Here is a 24,561-nt window from a genome sequence, read left to right as displayed (position 1 = left end):
AACTTCTACATCGATGGATCCGAACACGGCGCTTTCCGGCGAAGGCAGCGCCGAAGCGTGGGTCGCGCGGCTCGCGTCGCCCGAGTGCACGGCGCAGGAACGCGCCGAGTTCGATCGCTGGCTCGACGAGTCGCCGCAACACGTCGATGAGTACGTGCAGGCCGAGCGCACCCATCAGCTGGCCGCGGCCTTGGCCAACGACGAGATGCTGCAGGCGGCCGCGCGCATCGCCTGGCGCACCACCGGCCGCGAAGCGGCGCGTTCGCGCTGGTGGGCGCCGACCGCGCTGGCCGCGTCCTTGCTGGTCGCGACCGTGGTCGGCGTGACCTGGCTGCGCACCGCGCCGGTGCCGGTCGCCGACGAACGCCATGCCACCGCGGTCGGCGAGCAGCGTTCGCTGCGCCTGACCGACGGCACCCGGGTATTGCTCGACACCGACTCGGCGATCGTCGCGCGCTTCAGCGAGCGCGGCCGCGAAGTCGTGCTCGACCGCGGCCGGGTCCGCTTCGAGGTCGCCGCCGATCCGGCGCGTCCGTTCCTGGTCAAGGCCGGGCGCGGCGAGATCCGCGACATCGGCACCACCTTCCAGGTCGAGAAGACCGATGCGGTGGTCAGCGTCGGCCTGATCGAGGGCTCGGTGATCGTCTCTGGCGGCGTCGCCCAGGCTTCGAGCACCCTGCAACCCGGTCAGCAGCTCAGCTACGACGACAGCGGCCGCCTCGGCGCCGCCGAACCCCTGGACATCAAGGCCGCCCAGGCCTGGCCGGCCGGCAACCTGGTGTTCAAGAACCGCCGCCTGGACGCCCTGCTGCTGGAAATGAACCGGTACTCGGCCACCAAGCTGCGTCTGGCCGAGCCTGGCCTGGGCGCGATCCCGGTCAGCGGTGTGTTCCACATCGGCGACCAGGCCTCGCTGCTGGAAGTCCTGGAACGCGGTTGGTCGCTGAAGGGCGAACCGAACGACGACGGCGACATCGTCCTGCGCCGCAAATCCGGCTGACCCGGCCTGCGTGGGCCGCGTCGATGCTATGGTTGGACAGCGCCGTCAACAGGGGGCGCCGAGTTCCGCTCTGGTCTGATCGATGCGGTTGGTGGATGGTCAAGATTTCTTATGCGTTCATCGTTTCCGTCGCGCTGACATTCGCGCCTGAAGTCGGGGCCTACCAGGCTCCCAAAGGCGATTTCACTGCAGATGGCTACCGCATCCAGGCCGGCGCTCTGGATGACGCACTCAATGCCTTCGCGGCCCAAAGCCGCGTACAGATCCTCTATTCCCCGTCGTTGGTGGCGAACCGCCGCAGCAGCGGCCTGAACGCCCATGTCTCGGCGCGCGACGCACTGGCCCGTTTGCTGCAGGGCACCGGCCTCACGGCGGTGGCCGTAAACGCCAATACCTACTTGCTGCAGGTTGTGCCGCGCCCGCGACCGGTCGCGACGCCTCGTGCGACCGTGCGACGGGACACCTCCGGTCCGGGTTCGCCGACCCAGCTCGACACCGTGCACGTGACCGGCACGCGCATCCCGCGCTCGGCCTTCCAGACTTCGACCCCGCTGACCATCATCACCCGCGAGCAGATCCGCTCGAGCGGGCACCAGACCCTGTTCGACCTGCTGCGGCTGATGCCGGGCATGACCGGCCACCATCCGCGCGACGTCGCCACCGCCGGCGGCGCCTCGCAGGTGCCCTCGGCCGCGGCGGCCTCGTCGAGCCTGTACTCGCTGGGCCCGCGCGCGACCCTGTTCCTGGTGGACGGCCGGCGCATCGCGAACTACGGCCTGGTCTCCACCGACATGGGCGCGCTCAGCGATCTCAACGGCATCCCGTTGAGCATGATCGACCGCATCGAGATCCTGCACGGCGGCGCCTCGGCCATCTACGGCGCCGACGCCATGGCCGGCGTGGTCAACATCATCCTCAAGAAGGACTACAGCGGCGGCGAAGTCACCGCCAATTTCGGCGTATCCGAGCGCGGCGACGCCGAGCAGCAGCGCTTGTCGGCCAACCTGGGCCTGCAGACCCGCGGCGGCGGCAACGTGTTCCTCAGCGCCGATCACTTCACCCGCAACCCGCTGGTCGGCAGCCAGCGCGACTGGAGTACGGTCAATCAGGAAGACACCGGATTGCAGGATGCGCGCATTCCGTTCGGCTATTACTTCGGCAATTACTACATTCCCATCAAGGGTTGCGAAGACCTCGACGTCGGCAACGAGGGCCAAGCCTGCAGCCTCGACCGCGCCCGCTACGTCAGCCTGCAGCCGGGCATCACCAGCAACGCCTTCTACGGCCACTACCGCCAACCGGTCGGCAGCCACAGCGAAATCTACGCCGACGTGCGCGCGACCCGGGTGGTCCTGGAGATGCAGAACGCGCCGTTCTTCGGCCTGGTGAACCTGCCCGACGACAGCCCCGACGCGTTCGCGCCGATGCCGATCCTGCCCCTGGCCTACGCTTTCTCCGAGGTCGGGCCGGTGCGCAACCGCACCACCACCACCACCCGCGACTCGACCCTGGGTTTCCGCGGCTATCGCGGGCGCTGGGAGTGGGATGTGAGCCTGGCCCAGCGCCGCAACAAGGTGCTCAACCGCATCGACGGCCTGATCGACGAGCCCAAGCTCGAAGAAGCGGTCGAAGCGGAAAAATTCAGTTTCACCAAGACAGGCAACACCGAAGAAGTGATCGAGGAGATCTCGCCGCAGAACACCCTCGGCGGCGAAGTCATCCTCGACAGCGTGGTCGCCAACTTCGACGGCCCGCTGTTCGCGATGCCCGCCGGCGACGCCACCGTCGCGGTCGGCGCCGAGGCGCGCCGCGAACGCCTGCGCAGCCGCCCCGGCGGGGCGTTCATGCGCGGCGAGGTGGCCTTGGCGCAGAAGATGGAGGCGCGCAATTCGCATCGCTACGACTCCGCGCTGTACGCCGAGATGAACCTGCCGCTGCACGAGAGCCTGTCGATCGACGCCGCCTGGCGCGTCGACCACAACGGCGGCCATGGCAGCCGGGTCTCGCCGAAGGCGGGGTTCAAATGGTCGCCGCTGCAAAGCCTGATCTTGCGCGGCTCGGTCGGCGAAGGCTATCGCGCGCCGACCCTGTTCGAGATGCGCCGGCCGATGACCTTCGGCGACACCGCGATCGTGCCGTGGAACCCGGTCACCGACCCTTGCCTGATCCAGCTCAGCGAAACCAGTTGCCAGGTCGACAAGCACGCCACCGTCAATTCCAAGCTCAGGCCGGAAACCTCGCACAGCCGCACGCTCGGCATGATCTGGTCGCCGACCGACGCTTTCAGCCTGAGCGTCAACCACTACCGCATCCGCCGCAACAACGAGATCCTGGTGATCAACTCGCTGCAACGGCCGGAGTTGTACCCCGAAGCCCTGGTGCGCGATTCCGACGGTTACCTGATCGGCGTCAACATGTACCTCGACAACGTCGGCAGCACCGACGTGCGCGGTTGGGAGTTCGACGCCGACTACCGCTTCGAGACCGCGCGCCTGGGCAAGTTCGCGCTGCGCCTCAACGGCCACTACCTCGATCACCTGATCCGCCGCTCGCACCCGAAGGTGGATGCGCTCGACTACGCCGGCTACACCACGCCGAATCGCAGCGCGCTCGGCAGCGTGCAGTGGAGTTACCGCAACTGGATCACGACCCTCAACCTGCGTTACATGGGGCCGGCCAAGGTCGATTTCGGCGACCCTACCAAGAGCTGTTACAAGACCTGGCAGGTCAGCGGCAAATGCCGCACGCCTAGCGCGACGGTGACCGATCTCAACATCGCCTACGGCGGCTTCGAGCACTGGCTGCTGAGCCTCAACGTCAGCAATCTGAGCGACCACACGCCGGTCAATTACGACGAAAGCCCGGGCGGCTACAGCATCGTCGACGACGATCCGGTCGGGCGCTATTACCTGGTCAGCGCGACGTATCGTTTTTGAGCGGCCAGGCGGCGCGCGATCAGCCCGGTGCGAGCCAGGCGAACGGCCACCACGGCAGGTTGCGCAGCAACCAGAAGCCCAACAGCAGGCCGATCCAGAATTTCGCGCTGATCAGCGTGGCGACGACGGCCTTCGGCAACGGCAGCCGATAACCGAAGCCCTGCAGCGCCAGCAAGGGCACCGCGATCATCAACAAGGGCAGCAGCGGGTTCATCGCCATCATCTGGGCGAGGTCGCCGTGCACCAGCGCGTGCAAGGCGCGGGTCATGCCGCAGCCGGGGCAGTACAGGCCGGTGAACTCGTAGAACAGACAACCCGGCAGCGGGCTGCCGGCGGCGCTGGGGTCGAAGCGCCGCAACACCCACACACCGGCGGCCGCCGCGGCCGTGGAGGCTGCGGCGGTCGCGGCGAGTGCGAGATGGCGCGATCCGGGTTTCATGGTGTCGCTGCGGCGCTGCCTGAAGCGATCAGCGCGTCTGCATGCGCTGGAATTCCTGCAGCGCATCGCCGTACAGGAAGGAGGCGCCGTTGATGAAGAACGACACGATCATCCAGATCAGGCCGAGCACGGCCAGGCCGGTGCAGACCCAGGTCCAGATCTTCGCGTTCTCCGATGCGCGGCGCGCGCCGGCCTCGTCGCCGGAAGCGAACTTGCCGTTGACCTGGCTGCCGTAGACGATCGCGACGATGCCGGGGATCGAGCCGACCATGCAGCACAGGCAGAACGTCAGCACGGTGACCGTGATCGACCAGGCGAGGTAATTCGGGTACGGCGAAACCGGTGCTCCGGCGGACGGCTGATTCATGAGATCCCCTTTCTCGAACGATGGATGCCGCGACGCGGCGGTCGGGGCATCCTATCAGCGCGCCTTGCGGCCCGGCACTCCCGGCCGGGCGTTCGAGGCCCGATGTGCGGCCCGATATACCGCTGGGCCGCGGCGCTCAGGCGCGGTCGCCGCGCAGCGCGCGCACCTGGGCTTCCAGCGATTCGGCGCTGACCGTTTCTGCCTGCACCGGCGCGTCGGCCACCACTTCGACATGGGCGCGGAAACGCCGCGGCACTCGCATCCGCGCCAGGCGACCGCCTTCGGCGCGCGCGTTGCGCCGGCTCCACATGCTCGACCACATGCCGCGCAGCGCCATCGGGATCACCGGCACCGGCCGCTTGTCGAGGATGTGTTCGACGCCGGACTTGAACTTGGCGATCTCGCCATCCTTGGTCAGCGCGCCCTCGGGGAAGATGCCGACCAGTTGGCCGTCGTCGAGCGCGGCCTCGATTTCCTCGAACGCGCGCCGCATCACCTCCGGGTTTTCCTTCGCGCCGGCGATCGGGATCGCCTTGGCGGTGCGGAAAATCCAGCTCATCACCGGGATGTTGAAGATCTTGTAGTACATGACGAAGCGCACCGGCCGCGGGATGCTCGCGCTGAGGATCAACGCGTCCATGTAGCTGACGTGGTTGCACACCACCAGCGCCGCGCCTTCGTCGGGAATGCGTTCGGTGCCCGACACCCGCAACCGGTACAGGGTGCGCACCAGCACCCAGCTCAGGAAGCGCATCAGGAACTCGGGCACGATCGTGAAGATGTAGATCGCGACCACGGCATTGGCGATCGCCAGGGCCAGGAAGATCTGCGGGATGGTCCAGTGGAAGAACTTCTGCACGATCACGCCGAGCGCGGCGGCCAGGACGATGAAGGCCGCGTTCTGGATGTTCATGCCGGCGATCACGCGCGACAGTTCGTTCTTCGGCGTGCGGTTCTGGATCAGCGCGAACAGCGGCACGACGAAGAAACCGGCGAACACGCCGATGCCGACCAGGTCCATCATGATCCGCCAACTGCCCGGCTGGGCGATGAAACCGGCGACTTCCAGGCCGCTGACCGTGGCCGCGCCGCTGCGGGCGAAGAACAGGTCGACCATGAAGGCGCTCATGCCGAACGCGCCGAGCGGCACCAGGCCGATCTCGACGGTGCGTGCCGACAGCCGTTCGCACAACATCGAGCCCACGCCGGTGCCGACCGAGAACAGCGCCAGGGCGAAGATGTACAGCGTCTCGGCGCCGCCGAGGTTGTCGACGGCGTAGGTCGGCAATTGCGAGGTCAGCACCGTACCGACGAACCAGAACCACGACACCCCGAGCACGGAGTTTCGCACCGCCGGCTGGCGCCGGGTCATGCGCAGCACCCTGACCGACTCGGGGATCGGGTTCCAGTTGATCTTGAGCCCCGGCTCGCCGGCGTCGGCGCGCGGGATCAGGCGGCTGACGATGTTGCCGGTGATCGCCAGGGCGACGATGGCGCTGGCCGCGACCACCGGGCCGTGGCTGCCGGCGAGCTTGAAGATCAGGCCGCCGAAGATCATGCCGACCAGGATCGAGATCGAGGTGCCCATCTCGACCAGGCCGTTGCCGCCGGTGAGTTCCTCGGGCTTGAGCACCGAGGGCAGGATCGAATACTTGACCGGTCCGAACAGGGTCGACTGCAGCCCGGTGCCGAACAGCGCGATCAACAGCACCGGCAGGTTCTGGGTCAGGAACCCGACCGCGGCCAGCGACATGATCGCGATTTCCATGGTCGTGGTGATGCGGATCAGCTTGTGCTTCTCAAGCTTCTCGGCGATCTGGCCCGCGGTTGCCGAAAACAGGAAGTAGGGCAGGATGAACAGCGCCGGCGCGAGATTGGTATAGAGCGTGCGCTGCTCCGGACTGACGCCGAGATAGAACAACAGGCCGATGATCGCCTGCCGATAGACGTTGTCGTTGAAGGCGCCCAGGGCCTGGGTCAGGAAGAACGGCAGGAAACGCCGTTGGGTGAGCAACGCGAACTGGTTGTGCGCCATGCCGTCCTGCTTGTCCGATCAAACCCGCACGTCGATGTGCGGCTCGCGCGAAGGATTCGCCGGGCGAGCCTAACAAACCCATCCCCGCGCCGTGTAGCGGGAACGGGCGGAGTAGCGGAAAAGTAGACCCCGAAGCTACGGCGCCAAGCCGCAACGCCTTTACCACGGCGGTCCCGCCACGCTGCGATGGCCGTTCCTCTCGACCCGCCTTTGCGGTTCCGCCCAAGAACCGTCTTGCCGTTCCCCCTTCGAGAAGGGGGCAGGGGGCCGTTCTCGCTCCAAAGAACCGCGCTCCATGCCCTCCCCGCGTTCGAAGCCACGCCCCCGCCGTCTTTGTGTATCCCAATGTATCCGCGCCCGTTCCCGCCCGGCTTGCATACAAAACCCGGTGGCCGCGGACACGCGCCGGATACCCCGTCACGGTCGAATGCCCTGGTCCGCCCACCGCGCCAGGAGCCCGCCATGACCGCCGCATCGACCGACCGCCCACACGACCCGCAACGCCGCAGCCTGCTCGGCGGCGCCGCCCTGGCTCTGCTCGCCGTTCCGCTCGGCGCTGTCGGTTCCGTCTTTGCCGAGCCCGCCGGCAGCGCCGGCCCTCGCCGTGCCGCCACTGCGGCCGTCTGGGGCCCGCTCAAGCAAATCGACGCAGGCGTGCTGCGCGTCAGTTACGCCGAACTCGGCCCGCGCCATGGTCCGCCGGTGCTGCTGCTGCACGGCTGGCCCTACGACATCCACACCTACGTCGAGGTCGCGCCGCGTCTGGCTGCGCGCGGCTACCGCGTCATCGTCCCCTATCTGCGGGGCTACGGCGCCACCGCCTTCCTCTCCGCCGACACCCCGCGCAACGGCCAACAGGCCGCGCTCGCCGCCGACTCCATCGCCTTGCTCGACGCGCTCGGCATCGACTCGGCGATCGTCGGCGGCTGCGACTGGGGCGCGCGCACCGCCGGCATCCTGGCCGCGCTGTGGCCGCAGCGCTGCCGGGGCCTGGTTTCGGTCAGCGGCTACCTGATCGGCAGCCAGCAGGCCAACCAGGCGCCCTTGCCGCCGAAGGCCGAGCTGCAGTGGTGGTACCAGTTCTACTTCGCCACCGAACGCGGCGAGCGCGGCTATGCGCAGAACCGGCGCGAATTCTCGCGCCTGATCTGGGAACTGGCCTCGCCGCAATGGCGCTTCGACGACGCGACGTTCGAGCGCAGCGCCGCCGCGTTCGACAACCCCGACCATGTCGCGGTGGTGATCCACAACTACCGTTGGCGTCTCGGCCTGGCCCAAGGCGAACCGCAATTCGACGAGCTCGAAGCGCGCCTGGCCCAGGCGCCGGCCATCGCCGTGCCCACCATCACCCTGGAAGGCGATGCCAACGGCGCCCCGCACCCGCCGGCGGCGGCCTATGCGCGCAAGTTCACCGGCCCCTACGCGCACCGCGAACTGCGGGGCGGCATCGGCCACAACCTGCCGCAGGAAGCGCCGGAGGCATTCGCGCAGGCCATCGTCGAGGTGACCGCGCTGTGAGGCGACCGTTCGCAGCGGTGCGTCAGGCTACTGTTGTTGCCGTTCCTCTTTGAAAAAGAGGGGGAATGGAGGCCTTGCTCCAACCCAGCGTAACCACAACAGCAACAGCGCAAATCCCGCGCCCTGCTGCACAGGCGCCGCCCCCTCTCCAAAGGGGGGGCAACGGCAAACGGCGTTGTCTACACCAAGCCGCGCAAGTGCCAAGCCATCGCTCTTGCCGTCACCACTGAATCGCATTGGTGGTTTTCCGTCATGCCGCTGAGGGTTTTGCCGGGTGCCGGACGCCGGCGGCAATGTCGACATTGGCCGCATCCGTCGTAGGAGCCCGGTCCATGTCCGTCCGTCATTGCCGCTTTATTGCCGTCCTGCTCGTCGCTCTCGCTATTCCGGCGGTATCCGCCCTGGATCTCGGCACCCTGCCTGTCGACACGCCGCAGGTGACGCCGTCGGCGTCCGTGTCGAGCTACCTGCACGACGTGTCGCAGCCCATTCCCGGGGTGAGCTGGATGACCGGCATCACCGAGCATCACCGCATCACCATGGCCGACGGCGTGGAACTCGATGCCTGGATCGTGCGGCCGAACCTGACCGGTCCGGTGCCGCTGGTGCTCGAACTCACCCCGTATTACGGCGGTGGCGATCCGACTATGACCAGACCGGTCAGCAGCGCCGCCAACCAGCCGCTGAACATCGCCATCGCCGAGCCGTTCCAGGAGCTGATCAAGCGCGGTTATGCCTTCGGCATCCTGTCGATGCGCGGCACCGGCGCGTCCGGCGGTTGCTTCAGCATCGGCGGACCGCAGGAGGCCAAGGACATGGCGACCGCGATCGAGTACTTCGCCGCCCAGCCCTGGTCCAACCAGGCGGTCGGCGCGATGGGCGTGAGCTACGACGGCACCGCGCCGCAGGACCTGTGGGTGGAAGCGCCGCCGCACCTGAAGACGATCGTGCCGATCAGCGGCCTTTCCGATATGTACAAGTACAACTACGTCAACGGCGTGACGATCGAAGACACCCGGGGCTTCAATACCTACTACTGGCTGCTCGACGGCATGGTCCCGGCCGGCCTGGAAGGCGGCAGCCAGTTGCTCGATCCGGTCACCGCGCCCGATGCGGTGATCGGCGAGGTCTGCAAGGAGCGCATCGACGTTACCGCGGAAGGTTTCACCTCCCTCGTCGCCGGCGACAAGACCCCGTACTGGCAGGCGCGCGACCATCTTGCCGCACTCAAGGCCGACCCCTCGAAGAAGCGCGCCAGCGTGTTCTACATCCACGGCCTGCAGGACTGGAACGTCAAGCCGCACAACATGGAGGGCTGGATCGAAGCCTTGCAGGGCAGCAACGTGCCGTTCAAGGCCTGGCTCGGCCAGTGGGATCACGCCTGGCCGGACCGCAGCGACTGGATAACGGTGATGACGGCGTGGTTCGACCAGTTCCTCAAGAATCGCAACACCGGCATCCTCGACGCGCCCAGGGTGCAGGTGAAAGACGACGCCGGGAAGTGGCGCAACGAGCCGCGGTGGCCCGCGACCGGCAAGAAGGTGACGCTGTACCCGCAGGTAACCGGAACGCTCGGCACCACCCAGAGCGTGGGCTTTGCGGACTACAACGACTATTCCGGCCAGGACGTCAACGAAACGACGCCGTTGCCCGACGATCGTGTCGCGTTCGTCACCGCGCCGCTGACCAACGACTTGCACCTGTCCGGCATGCCGCGTTTCGAGGGTATCGTCGCCTCCACCGGCGCGCGCGCCAACCTGATGCTGACCCTCGCCGAACAATTGCCGGACGGCACGCTGCGTCCGTTCAACTTCGCCTCGCTCAGCCTGAATCACGCCGAGAGTCTGGCGCACGGCAAGCCGAGCGTGGCCGGCGAACCGCAATACGTCGGGGTGAACTTCTATCCGCAGGAAGACGTGGTGCATGCCGGCAACCGGCTGGTGCTGCTCGCCGCGGGCGATCTGATGTTCTATGGGCAACCGGGGCCGAGCATGGCGCCGTTGGCCACGGGCTCGCAGATCATCCTCGACCTGGCGAGCAGCAAGCTGGTGCTGCCCAACGACACCACCTTGAGTTACGAAACGCCCTGAGCCGCGGCGCCCTTTTCAACAGGGGGCAACGGCAAACTGCCGCCTATCCCCTCTACAGTCTAAGGCGCCGCTTTCGCCGGTCCCCCCTTTGGAAAAGGGGGGGGCAGGGGGGATTTGCTTTTGCGCTGACGCAAAGTGATAGCAAAAGCTCGAATCCCCGCGTCTGCCGCGCAGACACCGTCTACTTTCCTAACGGGGGCAACAACGGCCGCTGTCGCTTAGCACCCACCCCACTCAACGCCCCGCCGCATCCTGCCAATCTGCCGAACCTTCGGGCCGCTCTCGGGCGATCCGCGACCACGCCGGCTCCTGCCGCCAGCGCCGCGTAGTGCGCTGGAAGAATTGGCTGTTGGGCACCTGCAGCACCGAGTCCTCGCCGTCGGCGTGGATCTCCTGCAAGGTGGTGTAGATGAAGTTGATGTCGACGACCCGCCCGCGCAGCCCCGGCTTGTCGCCGTTCTCCAGCACCTCGATGTAGTCGTACAAGCGGAACGGCCGCGTGGTCAGGATCAGGAACGCGCAGAAAATATTCGACAACACGCTCCACGCGGCGAAGAACGCCACCGCACCGACCGCGACGAAGCCGGTCAGCGTCGTCCACACCACCGAGCCGGAAATGCCGAGCCGGTTGAGGAACAGCAGCAGCGCGGTGATGTAGATCAAGGTGCTCAGCACCCGCCGCAGCCCCAGCCCGAACGCCGGCGCGATGTCGTAGCGGGCGCAGATCCGCCGCACCAATTGCCGCAGCAACGTAGTCAATAGCCAGGCCCCGACCAGGATCGCCAGAGCCTCGCCCAGCTTCATGGCGATATAGGCGCCTTGTGCGATCGTCGGCGACATGGGTGCGGTGTCCTTGGCTCGAAAAATTGACCGGCAGTGTAAGAGGACATTGGTTAGCGCGTCGTGCTCGACCGCACTCGCTGCATGCCGACGTTTCGGCATCGGTCGCCTGCGGTTCGCGATAGTTGAGCGCGGTTGGCGCTCCGCGGTCGGCGCTCTAGGGGACGTGGCCCGGCACCCGGACTCCGAGGTAATGAAGCAGGTCGTCCGCGGCGTTGTCGGCCTGGCCGCGGACGTGCGCGTTCTCGTCGTGCAAGCCCGCGGCGATTGCGGTAACGGCGGCCGCGAGGTCGAGGCGGCGGCAGGTACGGGCAAGATGGCCGAGCCCGAGGACGGCATTACTTCTGACGTTGAAGTCCGGGTGCCCGACCAGCGACAGACAGATTGCTTCTGCCCACCCGCAATCGGGCGGGTCCATGCCGATCACGATGGGGACATACAGGAGTTCTTCGGGCAACCCGCGTGCGACTGCGGCTTCGATGTCTTGCTTCGTCCATCCGTCTCGAAACGGTGCCATGAATTGTCTGATTTCCGTGGTGGCTGCGACGCTGCGATCTTGATTGGGCGCCAAGTCTGGCACGGCCGACGGCGCGTTCGGAAATGTCGGCATCGGGTGAACGTTCATAGCCTGAATGGTGCAAAGCGATGCCGAATTTCACATCGAGCCTGCATGGCCTCGTTACCCTGGGGCCGGCACCTTGGTGAAGAGGAGGTCGGATATGTCTGCGGATACCAAGACACCGTTGGACCAGGTCAATGCGGCGCTGAACCAGCTCAAGGAAATGCGTCATTACGCCAAGAACTACGTCGAGCAATTGACCGCGCAGTGGCTGCTGTTCGACGGCGAGTTGAAGAAGCTCAAGCAGGCGGAAAACATCGAGGAACTGATGACGCGACAGGGCGAGTTGTACGACGCCCTGGAGAAGGAGATCGCCGAGTTGGAGGTCGTGGTGGTGGCCTTGCAGCCGGCGCCTGAGGAGGGCGCTGCGTAGCGGTTTCTCTCTCGCCTTGGTGTGAGGCGGACGGCGCGAAATGGGGCCTTGGCTTGCGCGGCCTCGATATTCGGCGATAAGGGTGAGGCTTCTGCGCGTCCCGTGGTCGCGGCTTGCGCCGCTCCTACCCCTGTGTCGCTGGTCGTCGGCGCGGCGGTGGGTTCTGCGTGCGCCGCTCCGACAAGGGGGACGGGGCGTTTTCGATAGGAAGGCAGCTCCGTCCCTATCAATATCTTAGCCGACTGGGGGCTTGCGGCAAGCCCCCGGGCGTGGTGCTCAATCGCCCGCCGTAGCGAGGCTACGGAACCGGGAGACGGGCTATGAGCATGTGGTTATCGAAATGGGCGGTGCGGGAGCGCGCGAATCACGGTGGCGCGAGTGATACGGCGACGGATCGCCGCTATCCAGCGCTGCGCGCGAATCAGGGGCACGACGAGCGCGCGGCGAGTCGGCATGCGGTGGTCATCGCAGGTGGCGGGCCGACCGGCTTGATGTTGGCGGGCGAGTTGGCTTTGGCCGGTGTCGACGTGGTCGTGGTCGAGCGGCGCGCGAGCCGGGAGCTGGCCGGGTCGCGCGCGGGCGGGCTGCATGCGCGCACGCTCGAAGCGCTGGATCAGCGCGGCATCGTCGATCGGTTTCTCGCGCAGGGGCAGGTGGCGCAGGTCGCCGGCTTCGCCGGGGTGATGCTGGATTTGAGCGGCTTTCCGACCCGCCATCCCTATGGGCTCGGGCTGTGGCAGAACCATATCGAACGCATTCTCGCCGACTGGGTCGACGAGCTCGGCGTGAACATCCATCGCGGATGCGAGGTAGTGGGCTTGGTGCAAGACGAGGCCGGCGTCGAGGTCGCGCTGTCCGACGGTACGAGTTTGCGTGCCCAGTATCTGGTCGGCTGCGATGGCGGGCGCAGCCGGGTGCGCAAGGCGGCCGGCATCGATTTTCCCGGTTGGGACGCGACCACCAGCCATCTGATCGCCGAGGTCGAGATGGCGCAGACGCCGCCCTTGGGTATCCACCGCAGCGGCTTCGGCATCCATTCCTTCGGCCGGGTCGAGTACGAGATCCGTAACGGCGAAGTGATCTACGGCGACGCCGGGCCGGTGCGGGTGATGCTGACCGAGGCGCAGGTCGGGGCCGGCGGCGAACCGACGCTGGAGGATTTGCGTGTGGCCTTGATCGCGGTGTGCGGGACCGACTACGGCGTACACAGCCCGACCTGGATCTCGCGCTTCACCGATGCGACGCGGCAGGCCGCGACGTATCGCGAGCGGCGCGTGTTGTTGGCCGGCGACGCCGCGCACGTGCATGCGCCGGATGGCGGGCAAGGTCTGCAACTCGGCGTGCAGGATGCGGTGAACCTGGGCTGGAAGTTGGCCCAGGTGATCAAGGGGATATCGCCGGACAGTCTGCTCGACAGCTATCACGCCGAGCGCCATCCGGTCGCGGCGCGAGTGCTGCGTACGACGATGGCGTCGATCGCGTTGCGGCGCGGCGACGAGCGTACGACGGCCTTGCGCGAGACCGTCGCGGAGTTGCTCGGGGCGGAGGAGTCGCGCCAGCGGTTTGCGGCGATGTTGTCGGGATTGGGGATTCGTTACGAGCTCGGCGACGGGCATCCGCTGCTCGGGCGGCGCATGCCGGATCTGGACTTGCTCGTCGGCGATGAGTCGATGCGGGTGTATGCCTTGTTGCGCGAGGCCCGGCCGGTGCTGCTCGATTTCGGTGCGCCCGGTGCCGTCGATATCGGGGCCTGGGCGGACCGGGTGCGCGTGGTCGAGGCTGGTTACGACGGCGCCTGGGAGTTGCCGGCGTTGGGTGCGGTGACGGCACCGGCGGCGGTGTTGATCCGGCCGGACGGGTACGTGGCTTGGGTGGGTGATGGGAGCGATGCCGGGTTGAGCACGGCGTTGAGCGAATGGTTCGGTGGAGCGAATACGGCGTAGCGGTCGTGGTTTATATCGACGGCGACGGCTTTGTGGTTTCTGCGTATTCCGTGGTCGCGGCTCACGCCGCTCCTACAGGAGCCGGGTCGATGGCGTCGCGAGATCGGAGCATGGCGGTCGCGGCTTGCGCCGCTCCTACCCTGGGCTGCGTTGCCTTGTAGGAGCGACGTGAGTCGCGACCGAAGCGTCGGGGGCAGAGAAACGGCCGGGAGAGGGGACTCTTCCGGCCGTTTCGGTTTATGCGCAGCGGTGGATAAAACCTAGGCCTCAGCCATTCGCCGCCTGTTCGCGTTCGATCGCGCGCCAGCCGATGTCGTTGCGGTGGAACTCGCCGTCCCAACGGATCTTGGCGAGGGCGGCATAGGCCTCGCGCTGGGCCTGGGCGACGTCGTCGCCGAGGGCGCAGACGCACAGCACGCGGCCGCCGGCGGTCAGCACCTCGCCGTTGGGGCCGAGTTTGGTGCCGGCCTGGAACACCTTGGCGTGCGGCGGCTGCGGCGCGGTCAGACCGTGGATGACGTCGCCGGCCTGCGGCGTTTCCGGGTAGTTCGCCGCGGCCATGACCACGCCGAGCGAGGGGCGCGGGCTCCACTGCGCCTGCACGCTATCGAGCTTGCCGTCGAGCGCGGCTTCGACCAAGTCGAGCAAGTCAGAATCCAGGCGCAGCATCACCGGCTGGGTTTCCGGGTCGCCGAAGCGGACGTTGAATTCGATGACCTTGGGCGCACCGGCCTGGTCGATCATCAGGCCCGCATAGAGGAAGCCGGTGAACGGCACGCCGTCGGCGATCATGCCCTCGACGGTCGGCATCACCACTTCGCGCATCACCCGCGCGTGCACTTCCGGCGTGACCACCGGCGCCGGCGAGTAAGCGCCCATGCCGCCGGTGTTGGGGCCGGTGTCGCCGTCGCCGACGCGCTTGTGGTCTTGCGAGGTCGCCATCGGCAGCGCGTGCTTGCCGTCGACCATCGAGATGAAGCTGGCTTCTTCGCCGTCGAGGAATTCCTCGATCACCACGCGCGCGCCGGCGGCGCCGAAGGCGTTGCCGGACAGCATGTCGACGACGGCGGCTTCGGCTTCTTCCAGAGTCATGGCGACGATGACGCCCTTGCCGGCGGCCAGGCCGTCGGCTTTGACCACGATCGGCGCGCCTTTCTCGCGCAGGTAGGCGAGGGCGGCATCGACCTCGGTGTGCACGGCGTAGTACGCGGTCGGGATGCCGTGGCGGGCGAGGAAGTCCTTGGCGAAGGCCTTGCTGCCTTCGAGCTGGGCGGCCGCGGCGGTGGGCCCGAAGATGCGGCGGCCGTCGGCGCGGAAGCGGTCGACCACGCCGGCGACCAGCGGGGCTTCGGGGCCGACCACGGTCAGCGCCACGCCTTCGTCGGCGGCGAGCTTGAGCAGGCCGTCGATGTCGGTGGCGGCGACGGCGACGTTGCGGCACTTCTCCTCGTGCGCGGTGCCGGCATTGCCGGGCGCGACCAGCACCTCGTCGATGCGCGGCGACTGGGCCAGCTTCCAGGCCAGCGCGTGCTCGCGTCCGCCGGAACCGATAACGAGGATCTTCATGCGTGCTCCAGCGGGGGTAAGGACATCAGCCGCCGATTTTACGCGCTGGCAGGGGGCGGGGCGACCGCTGCACGGCTCGCCTGGCGCAGCGAGGCTCCGGGTAGGAGCGGCGCAAGCCACGATCTCCGGCCGGAGAGGTGGTTCAGCAGGAGAGGTGTCGCTTCGGAGAAGTGCGTTGCGCTGGAGGGGCCGGGCTTCGAGCGGTCGCGGCTTGCGCCGCTCCTACCCCAAAGCTGGCGATCGCCGCGGTCGGCGTGCGACCCGAAGCGCAGCAGGCATTACTGGATCAGCGCCTCGGCGCGAATCACCCCGTCCTCGCGCATCTTCGCCATGGCCAGGTCGGCCAGGCTGTCCCACAGCGGTGGCGGCAACCGGTTCTGGCGCAGGTGCCAGAGCAGGGCGAGGGATTGATAGCGGCCCTCGCGCCAGGTCAGGGTCGCGCGCCAGGCGGGCTGCAGGGTCTGCGGGTCGAGCAGTTCGAGCCGGTAGGCCTGTTCGGCGATCTCGCGGCCATCGCGCTTCATGCCCTCGAGCGACACTCGTAGCACCGGCGCGCCGGCCTCGCGAATCGCCTGGGTGGTGCGGGCCTGGTGTTGCATCGCGGCGTTGCGGACGCCGGCTTGCGCGGTCTGGCCGAAGCGTTCCTCGTCGCTGCGCGCGGACAAGGCGAGGGTGCGGTAACCCAGGTCGCTCAGGCGCCGTTCGAGCGCGCGCGCGAGCCGCGCGGTGGAGTCGCGGCGCAGGCCGGCGTCGAGGTTCAACGACACGTCCGGTTCGACCAGCAGCAGGGTGACGGCGCGCCCGCCGGCGCGGTAGTCGCCGAGGACTTCGCTGTCGACCGCCTGCCGGCGCGAATACTGCCAGCCGGCCCAGCCGGCGAGGACCACGCACAGTAGCGCCAGCACGAGCAGCTTGCGTGCGATCGAACGGCCCAGCGTGTGTCGCGGCGACGGTCGGTTCATGGCGGAGAGAGCGCCGCCAGTGGCTGGCAGCGATAAGTCGGGAGTTCGCAAGTGGCGCGGATGCAACGCATCCGCGCCGTTCGATCAATGACGGAAGTGGCGCACGCCGGTGAAGACCATCGCCAGGCCGTGCTCGTCGGCGGCGGCGATGACTTCGTTGTCGCGCATCGATCCGCCCGGCTGGATCACCGCCTTGATGCCGGCGGCCGCGGCGGCGTCGATGCCGTCGCGGAACGGGAAGAAAGCGTCGGAGGCCATCACCGAGCCGGGCACGATCAAACCGGCTTCCTCGGCCTTGAGCGCGGCGATCTTGGCGCTGACGACGCGGCTCATCTGGCCGGCGCCGATGCCGATGCTGCGGTGGTCGCGCGCATAGACGATGGCGTTGGACTTGACGAATTTGGCGATGCGCCAGGCGAACAACAGGTCGGCGAGCTGCGCGTCGGTCGGGGCGAGCTTGCTGACCACCTTGAGCTCGTCGCGGCCGACTTCGCGCAGATCGCTGCTCTGGATCAGCAGGCCCGAACCGATGCGCTTGACGTCGTGCCGGTTGCGGCCGTCGCCGTGCGGGATGCGCAGCACGCGCACGTTGGCCTTTTTCTTGGCGTAGTCGAGCACGCCGTCTTCATAGTCGGGTGCGATCAGCACCTCGACGAACTGGCGGTCCAGGATGACTTTCGCCGTCGCCGCATCGAGCTTGGTGTTGAAGGCGATGATGCCGCCGAAGGCCGAGGTCGGGTCGGTGGCGTAGGCCAGTTCGTAGGCATCGCCGCAGGCCACGCCTTCGGCCACGCCGCAGGGGTTGGCGTGCTTGACGATGACGCAGGCCGGACGCTCGAACTGACGCACGCATTCCCAGGCCGCATCGGCGTCGGCGAGGTTGTTGAAGCTCAACTCCTTGCCCTGCAGCTGAGTGAAGGTGGCCAGCGTGCCCGCGACCGGATGCAGGTCGCGGTAGAACGCGCCCTGCTGGTGCGGGTTTTCGCCGTAGCGCAAGTCCATGACCTTGACGAAATTGGCGTTGTGCTGAGCCGGGAAGGTCTGCGCGCTGCCGTCCTCGGCGATCGCCGAGAGGTGGTTGCTGATCGCGGCGTCGTACTGGGCGACGCGGTTGAATGCGGCCACCGACAGGGCGAAGCGGGTCTTGGCGCTGAGCGCGCCGTCGCCGGCGTCGAGTTCGGCGATGAGCTCGGCGTACTGGGCCGGGTCGGTCGCGACCGCGACGCGGGCGAAGTTCTTCGCCGCCGAACGCAGCATCGCCGGGCCGCCGATGTCGATGTTTTCGATGATGTCGTCGAAGCTGCTGGCCGGATTGGCCGCGACTTTCTCGAACGGATACAGGTTCAGCACCAGCAGGTCGATCGCGGCGATGCCGTGTTCGGCCATCACCGCATCGTCGGTGCCGGCGCGGCCGAGCAGGCCGCCGTGGACCAGCGGATGCAAGGTCTTGACCCGGCCGTCCATCATCTCCGGGAAGCCGGTGACCTCGGATACGTCGCGCACGGCCAGGCCGGCGTCGCGGATGGCCTTGGCGGTGCCGCCGGTGGAAAGCAGTTCGACCCCGCGCGCGGCCAGGGCCTGGGCGAGTTCGAGGAGACCGGTCTTGTCGGACACGGACAGCAGGGCGCGGCGGATTTTAACCGGCGTGCCGGGCAGGCGATCGGAGGTCATTCGGGGAGGTAGGGCAGCGGAAGGGCGCGGGAATTATAGGCTGCGGGGGACCCGGGCGCCGGCCGTTCATGCGGGCAGGGCGGGGATTGCGTGGTTTCGGGCGGTTTGGCGGGCCGGGGCTTAGAGCAAAAGCAAATCCCCCGCGTTTGCTGCGCAAGCGCCGCCCCCTTTTGAAAAGGGGGCAACTACGGGCTTTTGCAAAGGAGGCAACTGCGGGAGGGGCTGCGGTTCTCGAACCTCCAAGCGACAGCGCGAAGCGGCAAGCCAGTCACCCCTGCGGCGGCCTCTGTCGTTCCCCCTTTGGAAAAGGGGGGCAGGGGGGATTTCGCTCTCCGCACAACACCCGCAACGCCATGCGCCCCAACGGAATCCCGTCGCCGCGCACCTGCAACTGCCATGGAGGCCTCAGCGGGCGCGGCACTGTCATCGCCCCGGCCAGCGGCTAAGCTGATGCGCGACGGCCCACGCCGGGCAGGATGGAACGCACAGGGAATGGCATCGATCTACGCTTTGAAAGGGCGCTTCCAGGCGCTGCTGCGGCCGCTGGTGCGCCGCCTGCATGCGCTGGGCGTCAGCGCGAATCAGGTCACCGTCGCGGCGGCGGTGATCTCGCTCGCGGTTGCGGCCGCGGTCGGCTGGGGCGCCGCCGCGCGGCCCTGGCTGTTCGCGCTGTTGCCGCTGTGGATGTTCCTGCGCATGGCGATGAACGCCATCGACGGCATGCTGGCGCGCGAGTTCGGCCAGCAGTCGCGCCTCGGCGCTTACCTCAACGAGCTGTGCGACGTGGTCTCCGACAGCGCCTTGTATCTGTCGCTGTTCGCAGTGCCGGGCCTCGCCGCGGCGCCGCTGCTCGTGTTCGTGCTGTTGGCGGCACTGACGGAGTACGCCGGCGTGCTCGGGCTGATGGTCGGCGCGCCGCGCCGCTACGACGGGCCGATGGGCAAGAGCGATCGCGCCTTCGGCATCGGTCTGCTCGGCGTCCTGCTCGCCGGCGGTTGGATCGGCGCGGCGATTACGGAACTCGCGCTCGTCTTGATGGGTCTGATGTGCGTGTGGACCGTGGTGCGCCGGGTGCGCGCCGGTTTGCGGCATGATGCCGCGCAAGACAGTGTCGGCCAACGACAAGGAGAACAGCGATGAGGGAACATCAGGAACATCATTACGCGAGCTTCGACGACGCGCAGTTGTTCTATCGCCACTGGCCGGCGACGCAGGCCGCGGCGGGACAGCCGCGCCGCGCCGTGGTGCTGTTGCACCGCGGCCACGAACATTCCGGCCGGGTCGCGCACCTGGTCGGCGAGTTGAACCTCAACGACTGCGACTTTTTCGCCTGGGACGCGCGCGGCAACGGCCGCTCGCCCGGCGAACGCGGCGACGCGTCCGGCTTCGAGGCCCTGGTGCGCGATCTCGACCGCTTCATCGCCCACATCGCCGAGGCCCACGGCATCGCCGTCGAACAGATCGCGCTGGTCGCGCAGAGCGTCGGCGCGGTAGTCGCGGCGACCTGGGTCCACGACTACGCACCGCGCCTGCGCGCGCTGGTGCTGGCCTCGCCGGCCTTCAAGGTCAAGCTGTACGTGCCGTTGGCGCGGCCGGGCTTGAAGCTGATGCAGAAGTTGCGCGGCAACTTCTTCGTCAACAGCTATGTGCAGCCGCAATGGCTGAGCCACGACCCCGAACGCATCGCCAGTTATCGCAGCGACCCGCTGATCGCGCGGCCGATCTCGGTGCGCGTGTTGCTGGGTCTGTACGAAGCCGCCGACCGCATCGTCGCCGACGCCCAGGCGATCACGGTGCCGACGCAGTTGCTGGTGTCGGGCGCCGACTTCGTCGTGCATCGCGGCCCGCAGGACCGTTTCTACGAACGCCTGGGTTCGGGCATCAAGGAACGCCACCTGTTGCCGGACTTCTATCACGACACCCTCGGCGAAAAAGGCCGGGCGGCGGCGGTGAACCGCGTCCGCAGTTTCGTCCAGGCGCGTTTCGCCGAACCCTTGCGCCGCGCCGACCTGCTCGATGCGCATCGCCATGGCCCGAGTTTCGAGGAATCGGAAAAGCTGTCCTGGCCGCCCGAGCGCTGGTCGCTGGCGGACTTGCGCTGGCGTTTCGTCCGTGCCGGCCTGCGCTTCGGCGGCCGCTTCTCGGAAGGCATCAAGCTCGGCATCGGCACCGGTTTCGATTCCGGCAGCAGCCTGGACTACGTCTACCGCAACGAGGCACGCGGCAGCGGGCCGCTCGGCCGCATGATCGATCGCAATTATCTGCAGGCGATCGGCTGGCGCGGTATCCGCGTGCGCCGCACCCATCTGCACGAGTTGTTGCGGGTCGCGATGCGTCGCCTGCGCGCGGCCGGCCTGCCGGTCGATGCGGTCGATATCGCCGCCGGTCATGGCCGCTATGCGCTGGAAGCGTTGGCGGGCGGCGCCGAGCGCGCCGACTCGATCCGCCTGCGCGATTACAGCGAGCTCAACGTCGACAAGGGCCGCGCCTTGATCGATGAGCTCGGCGCCGGCGCGATCGCGCGCTTCGACCAGGGCGATGCCTTCGACCGCCAAGCGCTTGCGGCCCTGGATCCGCGCCCGACCCTGGCGGTGGTGTCGGGGTTGTACGAATTGTTCCCCGACAACGAGCAAGTGCGGCGTTCGCTCGACGGCTTGGCCGCGGCGGTGCCGGTGGGAGGCTATCTGGTCTACACCGGCCAGCCCTGGCACCCGCAGCTCGAATTCATCGCCCGCGCCCTGACCAGCCACCGCGGCGGCGAAGCCTGGGTGATGCGGCGGCGCAGCCAGCAGGAGATGGACGACCTGGTCGCCGCAGCCGGCTTTCGCAAGATCGACCAGCGCATCGACGCCTGGGGCATCTTCACCGTATCGCTGGCGCAGCGGGTCGAGGCATGACCGCGGCGTTAGCGCCGCACGGCTCGGGAGCGCCTGAGCGGGGCGGCTCATCGTCCGGGGCGCCGAAGCGGCGTCCCTGGGGCAGGGCGCTGCTGTGGCTGTCGTTGCTGGGGCCGCTGTTCTTCCTGAGCTACGGCTACGCCAATTCGGTGGCGGCCGCGCGCACCGACGTGCCGCACATCGTCTTCGCCTGGGAGCATGCGATTCCGTTCTGGGCCTGGACCATCGTGCCGTACTGGTCGATCGACCTGTTCTACGGCATCTCGCTGTTCGTCTGCCGCGACCGCCGCGAGCTCGACAACCAGGCGCTGCGCCTGCTGACCGCGCAAATCATCGCGGTCGGCTGCTTCCTGTTGCTGCCCTTGCGCTACACCTTCCAGCGCCCCGACAGCGACGGCCTGTTCGGCTGGTTGTTCGACGTGCTGCTGGGCTTCGACAAACCCTTCAACCAGGCGCCATCGCTGCACATCGTGCTGCTGATCGTGTTGTGGGTGCGTTTCGCGCACCATCTGGGCGGGCCATGGCGCTGGCTGCTGCACCTGTGGTTCGCCTTGATCGGCGTGTCGGTGCTGACCACCTTCCAGCATCACTTCATCGATATTCCGACCGGCCTGCTGGCCGGCTGGCTGTGCGTGTGGTTGTGGCCCGAGCGCGTCGCCGCGCCCTGGCGCGGCGCGGCTCTGGCGCGCGATCCGCAGCGTTGGAAGTTGGCGGCGGTTTATTGCGCCGGTGCGGCGGTGCCCGCGTTCGCGGCGTGGTCGCTCGGCGGGGCGGCGTGGTGGCTGTTGTGGCCGGCCTGGTCGTTGGCGATGGTCGCCTCGAACTACGCCGTATTCGGCGCCGCGGGTTTCCAGAAACGCGACGACGGGCGTTTAAGCCTGGCCGCGCGCTGGCTGTACGCGCCCTACCTGCTGGGCGCCTGGCTCAATTCGCGCTGGTGGACGCGGCGTGCGCCGCAACCGGTGGCGGTGGCCGACGGCGTTTGGCTCGGCCGCGTGCCGGGCGCGGGCCAGCGCGGCGAATTCGCCGCACTCGTCGATTGCAGCGCCGAGCTGCCGCTGCCGGTGTGGCGCGAAGGCGATGCGGTGCGGCCGATGCTGGACCTGGTCGCGCCGACGCCGGCGCAGTTGCGCGAGGTGGCGCAGGACATCCAGCGTGTGCGCGAACGCGGCAAGACCTTGGTCTGCTGCGCCCTGGGCTATTCGCGCAGCGCCGCGGCGATCGCCGCGTGGTTGCTGCTCAGCGGGCGCGCCGCCAACGTCGACGAGGCTGTCGCGATCCTGCGCAGGGCGCGGCCGGCGATCGTGCTCGGTGCGGCGCATCGGCGTGCGCTCCAAGTCATGCTCGGCGGCGCGGACGCTGCCGCAGCGGGGCTGCTGCGAGGACAAACGGTATGACGAGTCCCGTCGCGACGTCGTTCGACCTGCGCGCCATGGCGGCCCTGCTGGCGCAGGGGAGGCAACTGCACGCGCTGTCGCTGCTGTTGCTGGCGGCGGCACTGCTGCTGGCGGCGCTGCCGGCGGCGGCCGTGGCGACGGCTACGCCGGGCGCGTTGCCGCTCGCGCTGAGCTTCGTCGCCGGCTTGCTGCAGTGCTATTACGCGCTGCGGGTGGATTTCGACGCGCGCCTGTTCCAGGCCGCTTCCGAAGACGAGGACAGTGCGCGCGCCGCACAACGGCTCGACGCGAGTCTGCTGGCGCTGGGTTTGCTCAAGCCCGGTCGCGAAGGCCGCGACTGGCCGGCGCGTTGGCGCGGTGCGCGTGGTCTGATGATGCGCCAGGCGATCGCCCTGTCGGTGCAGACGGCGGCCCTGGTGTGGGCGTATGGACGAGTGTGGGCATGAACGGAGTTCCCTTGGACGACCACGATATCTGGACGCCGCAACGGCAGGCGTTGTGGCAGCGTCTCAGCGATTACCGCTTCGGCGGCGATCAACCCGAGGCGTTCGTCGACCGCGTCGCGCACGCCTGCCAGTCGACCCGCGAAACCGCGCAGGCGGCGATCGAGGAGTATCGGCGCTTCTGTTTTCTCGCCGTCGGCGCCGGCCATGCGGTCACCCCGAGCGAGATCGTCGATCGGGTCTGGCATACGCATATGACCGACACCCGCGACTACTGGTTGAAGTTCTGCCCCGAGGCGCTCGAACAGCCGCTGCATCATTCGCCCTCGCTCGGCGGGCTGGCGGAAGACGAGCGCCATCGCCGCCAATACCTCGCCACCGTCGACAGCTACCGGCGTTACTTCGGCGATCCGCCGACGCGGTTCTGGGCCGGCGAACCGCAGCCGGCGCGCCTGACGGCGGACGAATCGGTGTGGTTGCCGCTGACCGAGGTCAACTCGCCCTGGCTGTTCGAGCCGAAGGGACTGGGCCGGTGGTTCTGGGGCTGGAGCGGGCTGTTGGCCGCGGTCTTTCTGCTTGGCGGCGCCGGGAACGGCACCTTCGATCCGCTGGAGTGGCGCGGCGGTTGGTTCCTGACGCTGTATTTCGCCGTGATCGGTTGGACGTATACGGCCGGCAACGCGCTGCAGCGCTTCATGCGCGGCCGCGACGGCCCGAGTGCGCAAGCGCCGGCCGATTCGATCGAACTCGGCTTCCTGGCCGGCGGCGCCGAGCGCGCCGCCGATGTGGCGTTGGTCGAATTGCTCACCCGCGATGCGATCAGGCTGGATTATCCGGGCGCGGCGGAGAGCGCCGCTTCGTCGCGTTCGCCGGTGTGGTTGCGCGCCAGTGCCGGCGCGGCCGGCGTGCCACCGCGATTGCTGGGCCTGGCGAAGATCGTGCAGCGCACTCAGCAGCTCGCCGAGGCGATGCCGGCGCTGCAGGCGCACTACGCGCGCCTGGCCGAACCGATGCAAAGCAAGGGCTGGTGGCTCAGCGCGGGACAGCGTTGGCGCGGGCGCCTGGCCGCGGCGCTGCCGATGTACGCCGTCGTGGTTCTAGGCGTGACCAAGATATCGATCGGCGAGGCCCGCGGGCGGCCGGTCGGATTCCTGGTGGTGCTGACCGCCTTGGCCGGATTGATGGTGTTGGTGCAGCTGTGCACGGCGCAGCGCCGCACCCGCGCCGGCGACCGGGCGCTGCTGGACGCGACGATCAAGACGCGCCGTTCCGACGATCTGGCCGAGCGCGTCGCGCTGGCCGGGACGATGGCGTTGGTCGGCACGCCCTTGGCCGAATACCACACCTTGCGCACGCCGGTGTCGAGTTCCAGCGACTCGAGCAGCAGTTCCAGCGGTTGCGGCAGCGGCGGCGACAGCGGCGGCGGCAGCGGTTGTGGCGGTTGCGGTGGCGGTGGCGATTGAAC

19 protein-coding genes are annotated in these 24,561 nt (G+C 68.1%); 11 read left to right on the top strand and 8 right to left on the bottom strand.

The genetic code is table 11. The features are described from left to right. Positions 1 to 13 precede the first annotated feature (13 nt). Positions 14 to 1,000, top strand: coding sequence for a FecR family protein (locus ACKN61_RS20420; protein WP_408950992.1), 987 nt, complete (start codon positions 14 to 16; stop codon positions 998 to 1,000). 95 nt (positions 1,001 to 1,095) lie between these two features. After that, positions 1,096 to 3,936 carry a TonB-dependent receptor domain-containing protein gene (locus ACKN61_RS20415; protein WP_408950991.1) on the top strand — a complete coding sequence of 947 codons (2,841 nt, stop codon included), beginning with the start codon at positions 1,096 to 1,098 and terminating at the stop codon, positions 3,934 to 3,936. A 19-nt stretch (positions 3,937 to 3,955) separates the two neighbouring features. Here the strand turns inward: ACKN61_RS20415 and ACKN61_RS20410 are convergent, their stop codons facing one another. From ACKN61_RS20410 to ACKN61_RS20400, 3 genes are all read right to left on the bottom strand, one after another. Then, positions 3,956 to 4,375, bottom strand: a complete 420-nt coding sequence (locus ACKN61_RS20410; RefSeq protein WP_408950990.1) for a DUF2752 domain-containing protein — start codon at positions 4,373 to 4,375, stop codon at positions 3,956 to 3,958. Positions 4,376 to 4,403: 28 nt separating this feature from the next. Next, positions 4,404 to 4,742 carry a CD225/dispanin family protein gene (locus ACKN61_RS20405; protein WP_031371169.1) on the bottom strand — a complete coding sequence of 113 codons (339 nt, stop codon included), beginning with the start codon at positions 4,740 to 4,742 and terminating at the stop codon, positions 4,404 to 4,406. Positions 4,743 to 4,878: 136 nt separating this feature from the next. Then, on the bottom strand, positions 4,879 to 6,777 hold the full coding sequence (locus ACKN61_RS20400) for an MFS transporter (RefSeq protein WP_408950989.1): 1,899 nt from the start codon (positions 6,775 to 6,777) through the stop codon (positions 4,879 to 4,881). Positions 6,778 to 7,239: 462 nt separating this feature from the next. Here ACKN61_RS20400 and ACKN61_RS20395 point away from each other — a divergent pair, with 462 nt between their 5' ends. Continuing rightward, a complete protein-coding gene (locus tag ACKN61_RS20395) occupies positions 7,240 to 8,295 on the top strand; it encodes an alpha/beta fold hydrolase (protein WP_408950988.1) in 1,056 nt (351 codons plus the stop codon). A 332-nt stretch (positions 8,296 to 8,627) separates the two neighbouring features. Beyond that, positions 8,628 to 10,385 (top strand): CocE/NonD family hydrolase, encoded by a 1,758-nt coding sequence (locus ACKN61_RS20390; protein WP_408950987.1) that lies wholly within the window; start codon positions 8,628 to 8,630, stop codon positions 10,383 to 10,385. 234 nt (positions 10,386 to 10,619) lie between these two features. On the opposite strand, the gene ACKN61_RS20385 is transcribed toward ACKN61_RS20390, so the two are convergent. Beyond that, complete coding sequence (locus ACKN61_RS20385; protein ID WP_408950986.1) at positions 10,620 to 11,225, bottom strand: mechanosensitive ion channel domain-containing protein; 606 nt, start codon at positions 11,223 to 11,225, stop codon at positions 10,620 to 10,622. A gap of 157 nt (positions 11,226 to 11,382) precedes the next feature. Further along, positions 11,383 to 11,850, bottom strand: coding sequence for a hypothetical protein (locus ACKN61_RS20380; RefSeq protein WP_408950985.1), 468 nt, complete (start codon positions 11,848 to 11,850; stop codon positions 11,383 to 11,385). 94 nt (positions 11,851 to 11,944) lie between these two features. On the opposite strand from ACKN61_RS20380, the gene ACKN61_RS20375 reads away from it, so the two are divergent. Then, positions 11,945 to 12,217, top strand: coding sequence for a hypothetical protein (locus ACKN61_RS20375; RefSeq protein WP_031371175.1), 273 nt, complete (start codon positions 11,945 to 11,947; stop codon positions 12,215 to 12,217). Between the two features lie 320 nt (positions 12,218 to 12,537). Further along, positions 12,538 to 14,160, top strand: a complete 1,623-nt coding sequence (locus ACKN61_RS20370; protein WP_408950984.1) for an FAD-dependent monooxygenase — start codon at positions 12,538 to 12,540, stop codon at positions 14,158 to 14,160. A 267-nt stretch (positions 14,161 to 14,427) separates the two neighbouring features. Here the strand turns inward: ACKN61_RS20370 and purD are convergent, their stop codons facing one another. The 3 genes from purD to purH all read right to left on the bottom strand — a co-directional run bounded on the left by purD (position 14,428) and on the right by purH (position 18,359). Next, positions 14,428 to 15,726 carry a phosphoribosylamine--glycine ligase gene (gene purD, locus ACKN61_RS20365; RefSeq protein ID WP_408950983.1) on the bottom strand — a complete coding sequence of 433 codons (1,299 nt, stop codon included), beginning with the start codon at positions 15,724 to 15,726 and terminating at the stop codon, positions 14,428 to 14,430. A gap of 278 nt (positions 15,727 to 16,004) precedes the next feature. Further along, entirely contained in the window at positions 16,005 to 16,688 is a 684-nt protein-coding gene (locus tag ACKN61_RS20360; protein ID WP_408950982.1) for a hypothetical protein, read from the bottom strand. An 84-nt stretch (positions 16,689 to 16,772) separates the two neighbouring features. Beyond that, a complete protein-coding gene (gene purH / locus ACKN61_RS20355; protein WP_408950981.1) occupies positions 16,773 to 18,359 on the bottom strand; it encodes a bifunctional phosphoribosylaminoimidazolecarboxamide formyltransferase/IMP cyclohydrolase in 1,587 nt (528 codons plus the stop codon). A gap of 492 nt (positions 18,360 to 18,851) precedes the next feature. Here purH and ACKN61_RS20350 point away from each other — a divergent pair, with 492 nt between their 5' ends. Genes ACKN61_RS20350 through ACKN61_RS20330 form a run of 5 tightly spaced genes read left to right on the top strand, consistent with a single transcriptional unit; the run spans position 18,852 to position 24,559 of the window. Next, the gene (locus ACKN61_RS20350; RefSeq protein WP_408950980.1) at positions 18,852 to 19,499 is read left to right on the top strand and encodes a CDP-alcohol phosphatidyltransferase family protein; all 648 of its coding nucleotides are present in this window, start codon (positions 18,852 to 18,854) and stop codon (positions 19,497 to 19,499) included. Next, positions 19,496 to 21,256: a bifunctional alpha/beta hydrolase/class I SAM-dependent methyltransferase gene (locus ACKN61_RS20345; RefSeq protein WP_408950979.1), complete on the top strand. Its 1,761-nt coding sequence runs from the start codon at positions 19,496 to 19,498 to the stop codon at positions 21,254 to 21,256. The genes ACKN61_RS20350 and ACKN61_RS20345 overlap by 4 nt, the downstream gene beginning before the upstream one ends. Beyond that, entirely contained in the window at positions 21,253 to 22,653 is a 1,401-nt protein-coding gene (locus tag ACKN61_RS20340; RefSeq protein WP_408950978.1) for a phosphatase PAP2/dual specificity phosphatase family protein, read from the top strand. The genes ACKN61_RS20345 and ACKN61_RS20340 overlap by 4 nt, the downstream gene beginning before the upstream one ends. After that, positions 22,650 to 23,099, top strand: a complete 450-nt coding sequence (locus tag ACKN61_RS20335) for a hypothetical protein (protein ID WP_408950977.1) — start codon at positions 22,650 to 22,652, stop codon at positions 23,097 to 23,099. Before ACKN61_RS20340 ends, ACKN61_RS20335 begins: the two co-directional genes overlap by 4 nt. Beyond that, on the top strand, positions 23,096 to 24,559 hold the full coding sequence (locus ACKN61_RS20330) for a TIGR04222 domain-containing membrane protein (protein WP_408950976.1): 1,464 nt from the start codon (positions 23,096 to 23,098) through the stop codon (positions 24,557 to 24,559). Before ACKN61_RS20335 ends, ACKN61_RS20330 begins: the two co-directional genes overlap by 4 nt. The last annotated feature ends 2 nt before the right edge of the window (positions 24,560 to 24,561 follow it).

This window comes from Lysobacter sp. Hz25 (assembly GCF_046097045.1).
In the GTDB taxonomy this organism is placed as follows: Bacteria; Pseudomonadota; Gammaproteobacteria; order Xanthomonadales; family Xanthomonadaceae; genus Lysobacter; species Lysobacter antibioticus_B.
The sequence above is the reverse complement of the archived record's forward strand: the minus strand, read 5'-3'. Positions and strand labels throughout refer to the sequence as shown.

Bases quoted from the DNA above. Each gene is read 5' to 3' on its own strand.
- ACKN61_RS20350 (WP_408950980.1), top strand. From the start codon at position 18,852: ATGGCATCGATCTACGCTTTGAAAGGGCGCTTCCAGGCGCTGCTGCGG.
- purD (WP_408950983.1), bottom strand. From the start codon at position 15,726: ATGAAGATCCTCGTTATCGGTTCCGGCGGACGCGAGCACGCGCTGGCC.
- ACKN61_RS20390 (WP_408950987.1), top strand. From the start codon at position 8,628: ATGTCCGTCCGTCATTGCCGCTTTATTGCCGTCCTGCTCGTCGCTCTC.
- ACKN61_RS20330 (WP_408950976.1), top strand. From the start codon at position 23,096: ATGAACGGAGTTCCCTTGGACGACCACGATATCTGGACGCCGCAACGG.
- ACKN61_RS20370 (WP_408950984.1), top strand. From the start codon at position 12,538: ATGAGCATGTGGTTATCGAAATGGGCGGTGCGGGAGCGCGCGAATCAC.
- ACKN61_RS20340 (WP_408950978.1), top strand. From the start codon at position 21,253: ATGACCGCGGCGTTAGCGCCGCACGGCTCGGGAGCGCCTGAGCGGGGC.
- ACKN61_RS20385 (WP_408950986.1), bottom strand. From the start codon at position 11,225: ATGTCGCCGACGATCGCACAAGGCGCCTATATCGCCATGAAGCTGGGC.
- ACKN61_RS20335 (WP_408950977.1), top strand. From the start codon at position 22,650: ATGACGAGTCCCGTCGCGACGTCGTTCGACCTGCGCGCCATGGCGGCC.
- ACKN61_RS20410 (WP_408950990.1), bottom strand. From the start codon at position 4,375: ATGAAACCCGGATCGCGCCATCTCGCACTCGCCGCGACCGCCGCAGCC.
- ACKN61_RS20380 (WP_408950985.1), bottom strand. From the start codon at position 11,850: ATGAACGTTCACCCGATGCCGACATTTCCGAACGCGCCGTCGGCCGTG.
- ACKN61_RS20405 (WP_031371169.1), bottom strand. From the start codon at position 4,742: ATGAATCAGCCGTCCGCCGGAGCACCGGTTTCGCCGTACCCGAATTAC.
- purH (WP_408950981.1), bottom strand. From the start codon at position 18,359: ATGACCTCCGATCGCCTGCCCGGCACGCCGGTTAAAATCCGCCGCGCC.
- ACKN61_RS20395 (WP_408950988.1), top strand. From the start codon at position 7,240: ATGACCGCCGCATCGACCGACCGCCCACACGACCCGCAACGCCGCAGC.
- ACKN61_RS20420 (WP_408950992.1), top strand. From the start codon at position 14: ATGGATCCGAACACGGCGCTTTCCGGCGAAGGCAGCGCCGAAGCGTGG.
- ACKN61_RS20345 (WP_408950979.1), top strand. From the start codon at position 19,496: ATGAGGGAACATCAGGAACATCATTACGCGAGCTTCGACGACGCGCAG.
- ACKN61_RS20400 (WP_408950989.1), bottom strand. From the start codon at position 6,777: ATGGCGCACAACCAGTTCGCGTTGCTCACCCAACGGCGTTTCCTGCCG.
- ACKN61_RS20375 (WP_031371175.1), top strand. From the start codon at position 11,945: ATGTCTGCGGATACCAAGACACCGTTGGACCAGGTCAATGCGGCGCTG.
- ACKN61_RS20415 (WP_408950991.1), top strand. From the start codon at position 1,096: ATGGTCAAGATTTCTTATGCGTTCATCGTTTCCGTCGCGCTGACATTC.
- ACKN61_RS20360 (WP_408950982.1), bottom strand. From the start codon at position 16,688: ATGAACCGACCGTCGCCGCGACACACGCTGGGCCGTTCGATCGCACGC.